The organism is Lederbergia panacisoli (assembly GCF_024626525.1).
Taxonomy (GTDB): domain Bacteria; phylum Bacillota; class Bacilli; order Bacillales; family Bacillaceae_C; genus Lederbergia; species Lederbergia panacisoli.
Map to the genome: position 1 here is coordinate 47,556 of NZ_JANJGU010000020.1, position 10,985 is coordinate 58,540.

Annotated in this window: 7 protein-coding genes and 1 pseudogene; 4 read left to right on the forward strand and 4 right to left on the reverse strand. The window is 37.6% G+C overall.

The window, feature by feature from the left end:
* Positions 1–158: 158 nt before the first annotated feature.
* Positions 159–2,336 carry a DUF4832 domain-containing protein gene (locus NQ185_RS18300; protein WP_257583483.1) on the reverse strand — a complete coding sequence of 726 codons (2,178 nt, stop codon included), beginning with the start codon at positions 2,334–2,336 and terminating at the stop codon, positions 159–161.
* Between the two features lie 1,088 nt (positions 2,337–3,424).
* Between NQ185_RS18300 and NQ185_RS18305 the strand changes: the two genes are divergently transcribed.
* The gene (locus NQ185_RS18305) at positions 3,425–4,978 is read left to right on the forward strand and encodes an ABC-F family ATP-binding cassette domain-containing protein (RefSeq protein ID WP_257583484.1); all 1,554 of its coding nucleotides are present in this window, start codon (positions 3,425–3,427) and stop codon (positions 4,976–4,978) included.
* A gap of 183 nt (positions 4,979–5,161) precedes the next feature.
* On the opposite strand, the gene NQ185_RS18310 is transcribed toward NQ185_RS18305, so the two are convergent.
* Positions 5,162–5,398, reverse strand: a complete 237-nt coding sequence (locus NQ185_RS18310; protein WP_257583485.1) for a hypothetical protein — start codon at positions 5,396–5,398, stop codon at positions 5,162–5,164.
* 260 nt (positions 5,399–5,658) lie between these two features.
* Positions 5,659–5,802 (reverse strand): hypothetical protein, encoded by a 144-nt coding sequence (locus tag NQ185_RS18315; RefSeq protein ID WP_257583487.1) that lies wholly within the window; start codon positions 5,800–5,802, stop codon positions 5,659–5,661.
* Between the two features lie 485 nt (positions 5,803–6,287).
* Between NQ185_RS18315 and NQ185_RS18320 the strand changes: the two genes are divergently transcribed.
* Complete coding sequence (locus NQ185_RS18320; RefSeq protein ID WP_257583488.1) at positions 6,288–7,985, forward strand: M3 family oligoendopeptidase; 1,698 nt, start codon at positions 6,288–6,290, stop codon at positions 7,983–7,985.
* 130 nt (positions 7,986–8,115) lie between these two features.
* Here the strand turns inward: NQ185_RS18320 and NQ185_RS18325 are convergent, their stop codons facing one another.
* Positions 8,116–8,490: a hypothetical protein gene (locus tag NQ185_RS18325; RefSeq protein ID WP_257583489.1), complete on the reverse strand. Its 375-nt coding sequence runs from the start codon at positions 8,488–8,490 to the stop codon at positions 8,116–8,118.
* A 155-nt stretch (positions 8,491–8,645) separates the two neighbouring features.
* On the opposite strand from NQ185_RS18325, the gene NQ185_RS18330 reads away from it, so the two are divergent.
* Complete coding sequence (locus NQ185_RS18330; RefSeq protein WP_257583490.1) at positions 8,646–9,062, forward strand: MerR family transcriptional regulator; 417 nt, start codon at positions 8,646–8,648, stop codon at positions 9,060–9,062.
* Positions 9,059–9,995, forward strand: a pseudogene (locus NQ185_RS18335) (DMT family transporter). Before NQ185_RS18330 ends, NQ185_RS18335 begins: the two are co-directional and overlap by 4 nt.
* Positions 9,996–10,985 lie beyond the last annotated feature (990 nt).

Sequence of the window (10,985 nt, forward strand, 5' to 3'; positions counted from 1 at the left end):
GTTAATTTAAATCTTTATACATTTTAATATTAACAAATAAAAAGTGCAAAGAAAATTGGATAAGAAGCGGTGGTTTGAGGTAGTTTTGTGGGTTTAAGTCCGAAAAACTACAAAGACTTGTTCGAGAACCCAAAAGGGTTCCCGAACAAGTCTATTGTTTACTTAACTGTCGTCGAACCAATTAAGTTTGCACCAAGGGAAGTATTCCAAATATCATGATTCGCAAACTGTATACTACGTCTATTAGAGCTAGTTTCTTTAGGATCATTGATCCTCAAGTAAATATCATAGTCGCCAGCAGGCACAGAACCAAAATCGCTCATCTTAATTGAGAAGTTCAAATCACGGTATGCAGCAGTATTGCTTGCCCTGCTGTCCAAATCTGGCCGCCAATCCCTAGCGTCAAGGTTCGTAAGTGCCGTGTAAGTGCTAGAACCATCTTTGGCTTTTAAAATTACCGAAACATTTTTCTTGTTTACTATATTTCCAAAGCCTACGTTCTGGATCTTCCCCTCGAACCTCAGGGTACCATTCCGCACTACCCATTTACTTGCATTAGCCTCACGCAACACTAACCGGTAGCCCAATCTGTCACGCATATATTCCATTCCACTTCTGCCGTCATACACTGGGTCAAAGATTGCAGTTCGAGTCACTCCATCGTGTGGAGGCGTAAACGGTGCGGTGACATTCTCTTCATTATAAACAAAATTACCCCAAAGTTTATATGTGTTTCTGGACCAACTCGTATTCAAATGAGTGGTTTGGGTATAAGCAGCTTCATAAAGAGCGCTAGGAAGTCTTGGATAGATATTATCTTCATAACCTTCATCATCTTCACTGAGCGTATTTGTTTCACCGCCATAGAAGTTATTTTGATTTCTTATCCATGTTAAAACAGAGTTACGATCATAATCGTCATAATCTCCAGTTCCAATTAATGCATATCCTTCGGAAAGCGAGCCCCAGTCATCATAAGCACCGTCTTCCCCACCATGCGCATAACTATCGTTGAACATACCAAAACGTTGCGCTGGTGTTCCGCTTGCAGGGGCAGGCATTAAATTAGTAAAGCTATAATCGGTGCCGTACTCAGCGTTATGCCATGCCATAACACCGCCTGCATGTACTAAAATTGAACGTGAATCGGGAACATAGTTCAGCAACGCATTCAGAAGCCAATGGTATCCCTCCCGAGTTCGAGCATATGATGACGAGTGCATTTCGCCCCATGGTCCAAAGATACCCCCTTTAACAGTCATTATGCTATCTTCGAATTCACTGAAAACATTACCAAGCTGCCAAAGATGATATTGTACCCAATTTTTATCCTCATGACCTGGTATACCACTCAAATCAGATTCCTCAGGAATTCCTGTTTCATACCAAACCCGACCATGTGGCGCCCCTGGTTCGCTATCGTGAATGACCTGGTCATAAATTCCACTATCAATATAAGTATAGCCCTGTCCGTCATAACTAAATTTCACAATAGCAACAGCATCGCTATCTCTTACCCTTTGCAGTGCTTGCCTTACATAATCAAGCGCAGCAGGTGTGATAGGTTGAGTTGTTCCATATTGTGGCGGAGTAGCATTGGGAGCACTCCAGGGTCCAATAGGTCTTCCATTGAGTGGGGCATTCGACGAAAAGTTTCTCAGGTCAAATTCCATATAAACGATGCGAGCATCGACCTCAACCGTTGTACCTGTTATGGTGGCCTTTAAGTTAGGAAAACTCGGAGTTCCACCGTTGACCGGAATTACATATGATTGGGGTCTGTAAAAGCCCCTGTCTGGATTCGGAATATCAACAGGGTTCTCCGTATAGTTTAGCTCCTGAGACACAAGCGATTTTTGTTTGAACTCACTCATAAATACCATATTGATGTTTTTGCCTTCCTTTACCTTTGGAATAAAGAACACAAAGCAATCATCTTCTGTCATTTCCTGACCAGGCTTGATTGCGATTTCGAAATCCCAGTATGAATTGGCTGTCTTCGCGGTCAGTATGAAGCTATCAAACTTATCGAATACCGAAGAATGAACCTTTAAGTAGCCATTGTCCGATTGTTTAGAATCCCAGATAAAGTAGATGCCGGGAAATTCCGCACTTTGGGCATTGGATGTTATTTTAGGGCCAGAGGCATTTTTGCGCGTATCGTTTTGAACGGCATTAGTAACCGCTGCTACTTCCCTATCATCCGCACCATTCCATACAATGTCGTTTCCGGAAGCCTTCACCGATCTGAACTCCGATCCTGCGACATCCAACGAGCTTGACAACACCAGGCAAACTATTAATAGGATCGCAAGCATTCCGTATCCTTTTTTCATAACCTAACCTCCCCAAGTAAATGTAGTTAATAGAAACTCTTCGGGTATTATTAAATAGCTGCCATGGTACTTCCTATCGACAGTAATTATTGAGAGCACCCGCAAATGGCAATGTTATGCAACCGCCATTATTCCCGAAGCGAATTTCTATATGCCGCGTCTAAAAGATCACCTTCCTTCTTTACATGCAAATCAGCATATATCCGTCATATTCCAATAGAAATTCACCCTATCGCACTGTAAAATGTACTTTTACATTTCGCCAAGGTTCCTTTGAATGGACAAAAAAAATTTCTTACAACTGTTATCACGTGATATGGTCTCAAAGAAGTAGCTATGAATAATACTTTTTAATAATCTTTCCATTTATGCTCGATAGCGTTCACGATCGAGTCTTTCTCATTCATCAAAATGATTACTATCATTAATTATCTCACCCATAATTTTACATCATTACTCAATATTTATATTATTCTGTAAAGTGTCCCTAACTCCTTCTTACTTCCCCAAATCACATCCAAAGTACTAGTCTCCTTGTAAAATGAAAATCATCATGATCATAAGTGAACTTATAGAGAATCTGACACTAAAGATAAAAGTTCATTTTGCTTTCCCTTACACCTATAAGAAAGATATCCAAAGATAAACCGATAATAGGAAAAGACCCGGAAATCGGAAAAGTATTTTCACGAAATCAGGGCCGGAATCAGAAATGCTTATTTTAACTGAGAAATGTTAATTTTGGTTAGATAATTACAATGTACCACACATCCAATATGTGTAGGGTTTATGTGGCAACAGATGAGGGGTTGATGAATTTACACTTATTTTTTTAAAATTTTAGTTTAGAGCTCACCCAATTCTTTCATTTTTTCTACATTTATTTCCACTAGGGAATATCTCGTGTCCTACCTACAGGATAGGTTGTATAATGGACTTATTCCCAATTGTTATAATCAAATATAATTCAATAATCTCATTTTTTTATAATGAGTAGACATAAATTTTCTTAAAAATAACTTTAAGATAGAAAAAGCAGCCAAAATCTAGTAAAATCCACATGTTACAATAAATAAGGGGTTAAAAAAATGAGCGTATTAAACGTACAAAATTTAAGTCACGGTTTTGGTGATCGTGCGATTTTTAATAATGTGTCTTTTCGACTTTTAAAAGGAGAGCACGTTGGACTAGTCGGAGCAAATGGTGAGGGTAAGTCTACTTTCATGAATATTGTTACTGGCAAGTTGCAACCTGACGAGGGGAAAGTTGAGTGGTCACGAAAAGTTCGTGTTGGTTATTTAGATCAGCATGCAGCACTACAAAAAGATACTACGATGCGTGACGCTTTGAGTACTGCTTTTCAATATCTTTTTGATGCTGAATCAGAGATTAATGAACTTTATGCAAAAATGGGTGATGAAGGTGCTGATATCGATGCATTACTTGCAGAAGTTGGCGAGCTTCAAGAAACTTTAGATAGTAATGATTTCTATCGAATTAATTCAAAAGTTGAGGAAGTTGCACGTGGTCTAGGATTAGACGATGTTGGGCTCGATCGAGATGTAGATGATCTTAGCGGTGGGCAGCGTACGAAAGTTTTGCTAGCTAAGCTTTTGCTAGAAAAGCCTGAAATCCTATTACTAGACGAGCCAACGAACTATTTAGATGAACAGCATATCGAATGGTTGAAGCGCTATTTACAGGAATATGAGAATGCATTTATCTTGATTTCGCATGATATTCCATTTTTAAACAATGTTGTTAATCTGATCTATCACATGGAAAACCAAGAGTTGAATCGCTATGTTGGTGACTATGATAACTTCTTAAAAATACATGAAATGAAGAAACAACAGCTAGAGTCTGCTTATAAACGTCAACAACAAGAAATAGCTGATTTGAAAGATTTCGTTGCTCGTAACAAGGCAAGTGTTGCGACTCGTAATATGGCGATGTCTCGTCAGAAAAAGCTCGACAAAATGGAAGTTATTGAATTGGGGAAAGAGAAGCCGAAACCAGAATTTATTTTCAAAGAAGCCCGTGCAGCTAGTCGTTTTATTTTCACAACTGAAGATCTTGTGATTGGTTACAATGAACCACTTTCTCGCCCTCTGAATTTGAAAATGGAACGCGGACAGAAAATTGCATTTGTGGGTGCAAACGGCATTGGTAAGTCTACTCTTTTAAAAAGTATTCTTGGGTTTATTAATCCCATTTCGGGTAAAGTGGAACGTGGTGAGTATCAATCCGTCGGTTACTTCGAGCAGGAAGTGAAACAGTCCAACTACAACACTTGTATTGAAGAGATTTGGAGCGAGTTCCCAAGTATGAATCAGGCTGAAGTCCGTGCTGCTCTTGCAAAATGTGGATTAACGACGAAACATATTGAAAGTAAAATCGAAGTCCTTTCTGGCGGCGAAAAGGCCAAAGTCCGATTGTGTAAAATATTAAACACAGAAACGAATGTATTAATTCTAGACGAACCTACCAATCACTTGGATGTGGATGCAAAAGAAGAATTGAAGCGTGCTTTAAAGGAATATCGTGGAAGTATTTTAATGGTATCCCACGAACCTGATTTCTATCGTGAAATTGCGACCGATATTTGGAATTGTGAGGATTGGACTACGAAAGTGTTTTAAATATAGGTAAAGGGGTACCCGGTTAAAAACTCGGGTACCCCTTTTTATAAACCATTCAAAGTTTTTAAAGATTTCTTAAAAAGGCTCATCCAATCTATAGTTAGAATGGGCTTCTATCTATTACAATATTAATTTTTCAACAGCTTGGCAGGCACATATACATGTAGGAGTGTTTATCTTAAACTAGTTTTTTCTGACTTCCATATTTTCGAAGTCGATGATTAATTTATTGTAAAGAAAAAAGTCACTACCAATGATCCCATCAAATCCGTGCATTTCTCTAACATCGCCGAGTTGTATAGTGAAATTATTAAGTTGGAATTCGTCAATATTTATGCCGCTCACATTTTGTTCAATGTAAATTTCCGTACCGCCAATACCGTACATCTTTCGTGTAATGGCATTTTCTAAATCGAGCATTAGCCCAACTTCTTCGCAAAGGTCCGTATCTAAAATGGTTGATGATCATCCGGTATCAAGCAGTACGTTAGTAAAAGTGTTTTTCATACCTTTGTATTCAATCTGAAAAGCAACTAGAGGCAAATGATCATCAATATGAAATTTCATACTTTTCTACGCACCCCTATATACGGCTGCTCAATTACCTTTATTTCTTCGTTATTCGTGTGAAAGATATATAATTCGCGATTTGTATTTTCCGCATGTAATCTTTTATACATTTACCATGCAGCATTGCCATTCTCAAAGTCATCTATTACTGACATTTCTTCGATGATTCTTTCATTTCCTCTTGTTTCTGATTTTAATGCTTCTACTAAGACACAACGTTCCGGGAAATGCTGGCGTACCTCAGACCATTTCATTTACATGCGCCTCCGATTCACTTCTTATTTAGATTTATATTAATTATATCATTTTATTTGGTTATAAACGTTATGTTCTTACCATGACTAAAACAACGAGTACTTTCACGAAATCGGTCATATTCCTTTTTCCATTCCCCACGCCTTCAATCTATACATCAACCCTATTTGTTCAGTTATCTCATAGTTTTATCCGTATAATCCCTTGGCATAATCCATCTAACCGGGGTGTTAATTAGTTACGAAACATTATTTCAAAGATTATTAATTTTTCTTTCCATTCAGTGACATTTGCGAGGATTGGACTACGAAAGTGGTTTGAATATAGCCAAAGGGGTACCCAATGAAAAAAAATCACCTAGCTCCCCCTGTAAATACCATCCAAAAATTTTTAATAAAACAATACTCTAGATTTCTTAAAAAAGAAAACTATATTATAATTATTAAGATAATTAAAGAAATTTAAAGGGGATGGAGAGTTATCCATGACACAAGATAAAGGTCAAAATTATTATCAAGAATTAATTGATTTACAAGATGTAGAAGGGGTCGAAGCTCAATTTCGAGGATTACTTGAGGTTTCAATCGAATCCGTTTCTGACCTAGAAAAGTGGTTAAAAGATGAAAAGGATTTAATGATTAAAATCACAGAAGCCATGACAGGTCACCAAGTCGACTTCTACCGCAACACAGAAGATGCAGAAATCAAGTCGACTTATCTTCACGATCAGCAAGCAATTCAACCACTTTTAATGAAATATAAAGCCAAACTTAATGAGAAATACTGTGAGTCTCCTTATTTAAATCAATTAGATGAAAAACGGTACGGCTTAATGCGACAAGTTCGCGAGTCCGAAATTAAACTATTCAGAGAAGAAAACATTCCTTTAATGGTAAAAGAACAAGAGCTCTGTACGAAGTATAGTGAAATTATGGGAGGGTTAACAGTTGAATGGGAGGGGGAGGAAAAGCCTTTTCCATTTATCCAAGCCCAACTTGATCATCTAGACAGAGAGGTGCGAGAAAAAGCTTATCATAAGATGGGTTCCGCCTTTCGTGAAATTAAGCCCGATATGGATGCTATCATGGATGAACTCGTTCAACTGCGCCATCAAATCGCTGTAAATGCAGGCTTTGAAAATTATCGAGATTATATGTTTGTGGCCAAAAATCGTGAATATAGTGTCCAAGATTGTTATGACTTTCATGAAAATGTAGAAAAACATATTATTCCAGCTTGGAACAGGCTAGCAGATGTTTTTAAGTCCAAGCTTGGTGTTGATACATATCGTCCATGGGATAACACAGCTAAATTGATGAAAAACCCACCATACTCCGAAGTGTCCGATCTTATGGATGGCGTTTCTGAAATTTTAGGGAAGACCGACCCATATTTTGCAGACCGCTTCGATTACATGAGAGACCATGGGTTACTAGATCTTGGGGATCGGAAAGGAAAAAGCCCGGGTGGTTTCTGTACCGCCTTGCCTGTTTCAGGGGATACCTTTGTCTTTGCGAATTTTAGTCCATCCTTTTTCTCTCTGATCGCATTAATTCATGAAATGGGCCATGCAGTGAATGGGTATCTCGAGTTTTCAGAACACGGTCCTACTGAAGACTACCAGCACCGAATGGAAATTGCTGAACTTTATTCTCATGGGATGGAATTACTCTTATTGGATAAGTTGGATCGTTTTTATCCAGAAGAAGAAGATTTTAAAAGCGCTCAGCGTGAGGAGCTAAGACGAGCATTTACAATGTTATACGGCCCATTGTCTGGGGATCTCTTCCAGCATTGGATGTATACAAATCCTAAACACACTGCCAAAGAGCGTGATGAAAAATATTTTGAAATCTCAAAACGCTATGGATTAAACCCTGTTGATACTTCTGGATTTGAGGAGGAAATTGGGATGAGCTGGGCAGGCACCCTTCATTATTTTGAAGTTCCTTTCTATAATATTGAATACTCTATCTCAATGCTTGGTGCTCTACAATTACTTGAGAATTATCAGAACAACCCAGAGCAAGCTATCGAATCCTTCAAAAAAGGTGCAAGTGCTGACTACAATCAGTCCATCGCAGCTGTTTATGAAGAAACTGGCGTCAGTTTTGATTTTTCAGAGCCTGCTGTTAAGCGAATGGGTGAATTCCTAGAAAAAGTCATTCAAGAAATTCATTAATGAAGTGAGAGCACAGGACGGCTCTTATTATAGGCAAATCGGAAGTTTTCCGTGCAAAAAGGTACAACTAGTGAGTTTTTCTAGTTGTACCTTTTGTTTTCTCTGAAGTGCTCAAAGTTGTTTCTGTTGATTATCCAAATTCATTCTTACGATCTTTGAAAAAGTCATAGAAAAATCTTATATTTTCAAGTTCAGTCCATTTAAATGTTCTTAAAAAGGGAGCGTCCAGATTATATATTCTAGCATCTAGTGTTCCCAACATAAATGGAGAATGTGTTGCGATAAGAACTTGACAGTTAAAATATCTTGCCAGCTTATTGATTTCTTCCGCCAACTGAATTTGGTTGGCAGGTGAAAGAGATGTTTCAGATACATCGAGTAGGTATAATCCATTTGGCGCAAGATATTCGTCAAATAACTGCATGGATGTCTCTCCGTTTGAATACTTTTCATTGGCAAACTTCATAATCTCGATTTGTTTGTACATCTGTGAAGAATGCTTCAACTCCTCCAACTGCTCTTTCGTATACCCCAATTTAGAGTGTTGATATAGGTAACCTTCCTTAGATTTTTTAAACTATGATCGGCAAAGTTTTATTATTTGCTTGACTTAGAGTCAGCTCTAAGTTGTAAACTAAATTCAATCTAAAGAGAGGGATGATGTTATTGTATTCCATTAGTAAAGCTGCTGAGAAGTCTGGCGTTAGCTCGTATACATTAAGGTATTACGAAAAAATAGGGTTACTTCCCCCACCAAAACGAAAAAACGGTGGAAGGCGATTTTATACGGAAACTGATATTCAGTTCATGACATTTCTGAAAAGTTTAAAGGAAACAGGTATGTCTTTGGAGGATATTAATGAGTTTGTCAAAGATGGCTGTATTTTGGAAAAAATTAATTCGGATGTGAAACCGTCACAACTCACTCCGTCAATAAATAAACGTATTGAGGTCTTAACCAAGCACTTAGAGAAAATGGAAATTAAAAAGAAGGAGCTGGAAGAAGTGACTTCAACAACAAAGCTAAAACTAGATACCTATTATTCAATTTTAAAAGAGGATGCGGAACACAAATGAAACATTTGAATATATATATACCTAAAGTTACTCGGCTTCTCCATTTTTACAGGAGCTACCTTTAACCTTGCAAAATATACAGTTGGATATTTTTCTCCATCATCTGCTGCTGCATGGCGTTTCGGCTTAGCAGCTGCGGTTATGCTCATTATTTTAATTTTTACTGAAGGTATAAAGAAAAGTCAATTAAAGAAAAATGCAGTTTCATATATTATTCTTGGGATTGTGGGAATCTTTGGATTTAATGCTTTTTTTTTTGTAGGTTTAAAATATACATCACCCGTTAATGGGGCATTAATAATGGGTCTGAATCCTTTATTAACAACGATTTTCGCTCGAATTATATTAAAGGACAATATTACAAAAAAACAAGTATTCGGCATATGTTTTGCTTTCATCGGTGTATTGTTAGTCATTACACAAGGTTCTATTGTAACCATTAAAACCCTATCAATTTCAGTTGGAGACGTAATTATTTTTTCAGGCAACGTTTGTTGGGCACTTTATGGTGTACTTGGACGTCGATTGGTAAAGGATGGAACTCCGTTATCTACAACCACTTATACGATGGCTATTGGTACTGTTAGTTTAATAGTAATTTCCTTATTTACATCCAACCCAATTTCTTTACCGAATGTTCCGATTGGAGCTTGGATTGCAATAGCCTTTATGTCTTTCTTTACAAGTGTTTTGGGTTACCTATGGTGGAATCAGGGTATGAAAGAGATTGGTGCAAGTAAAACATCTATATTTTTTAATCTTGTTCCCGTTGTAACGATGATTATTTCATTTGCCATTGGAACAGAGATAAAGGTATTTCAAATTATTGGGGCAGTGTTAGTTATATTAGGCGTTTTAACTGCTTCGGGGGTAATAAGTAATCCTAAGCCCAATACTGAAAAGCGATTGGTAGTACAATCCTATCAAAAATAAACAATCATTCATTGAAATAACCGCAATTTTCGACAGCCACCTGCTTATGAATTGGTCTATGGAGAGGAGCTATGGTGCTGAACTTCCACACGATATCCAATAAATTTTTCCTTCATTCGCAATCTTTCCGATTCATTTGTTTTATTGGGGAAAGAAGAAAAATCTAGAGATGACATGGGATCAGACAGAAGAAGACCCGAAATTCGGAAATGTATATTTTCACGAAATTAGGGTCGGATTATAGAGATATTTATTTCAACAAGGTGATGTTTATTAATGTGTTACATTTTCAGGTCTAACTTCGAGACGCACTCCCATGTGATGAGGTGACAATGGATACAGAAGGATAAAATAAGTAGTAGCACTTGTCATTATAATATTTTATATATAATGAATAAACCACCTAAGCTAAAGCTTCCCAGGCGACAGATGTTATTCCTCGAAATGACATCAAATTCCTGGCCTTTCTTCGTGCGAGGCGACTACTTAGACGTAGGTGATGGAACACCTTCATCTTTAGCTATTATTGTATTATTTCATGCCCACTTTACTTAAATTTTTAAGGGCTTCTAAGGCAAACAATGTAATGATTCCAACTGGGTTCAAACCAGCGATCTCCACCCTAGTCACGGGGTAACAGTATAAATGAACATGAATTAATCAGAGTTTGAAAGCTTGATTTACTAAGGTTTTGGAACTTAAACCGCGCATTGATGAATTATTATAAAACAGATGTCTGCCGTCAAAGTTTCGGCAAGAAAAAACCCTTCTCTTTTGAGAGGGGTTTAAATTATTTTGGGAATCGGAAAATTTTTAGTACGTCTTTTTCCACAATCGCGTCCGATTGTGGAAGATTGTTATTGATACAGATAGGTAAGGGTTTGAAGTTATCGCTCCCTTTTCCCCCTGTTCACACCGTACGTGCGACTTTCACCGCATACGGCGTTCCAACTAATCCATTTCATTCAATTTTCTATGTACTTTGTTGAA

Excerpts from the sequence above, each read along its gene's own strand:
- NQ185_RS18300 (WP_257583483.1), bottom strand. The coding sequence starts at position 2,336 with ATGAAAAAAGGATACGGAATGCTTGCGATCCTATTAATAGTTTGCCTG.
- NQ185_RS18305 (WP_257583484.1), top strand. The coding sequence starts at position 3,425 with ATGAGCGTATTAAACGTACAAAATTTAAGTCACGGTTTTGGTGATCGT.
- NQ185_RS18310 (WP_257583485.1), bottom strand. The coding sequence starts at position 5,398 with ATGCTCGATTTAGAAAATGCCATTACACGAAAGATGTACGGTATTGGC.
- NQ185_RS18315 (WP_257583487.1), bottom strand. The coding sequence starts at position 5,802 with ATGAAATGGTCTGAGGTACGCCAGCATTTCCCGGAACGTTGTGTCTTA.
- NQ185_RS18320 (WP_257583488.1), top strand. The coding sequence starts at position 6,288 with ATGACACAAGATAAAGGTCAAAATTATTATCAAGAATTAATTGATTTA.
- NQ185_RS18330 (WP_257583490.1), top strand. The coding sequence starts at position 8,646 with ATGTTATTGTATTCCATTAGTAAAGCTGCTGAGAAGTCTGGCGTTAGC.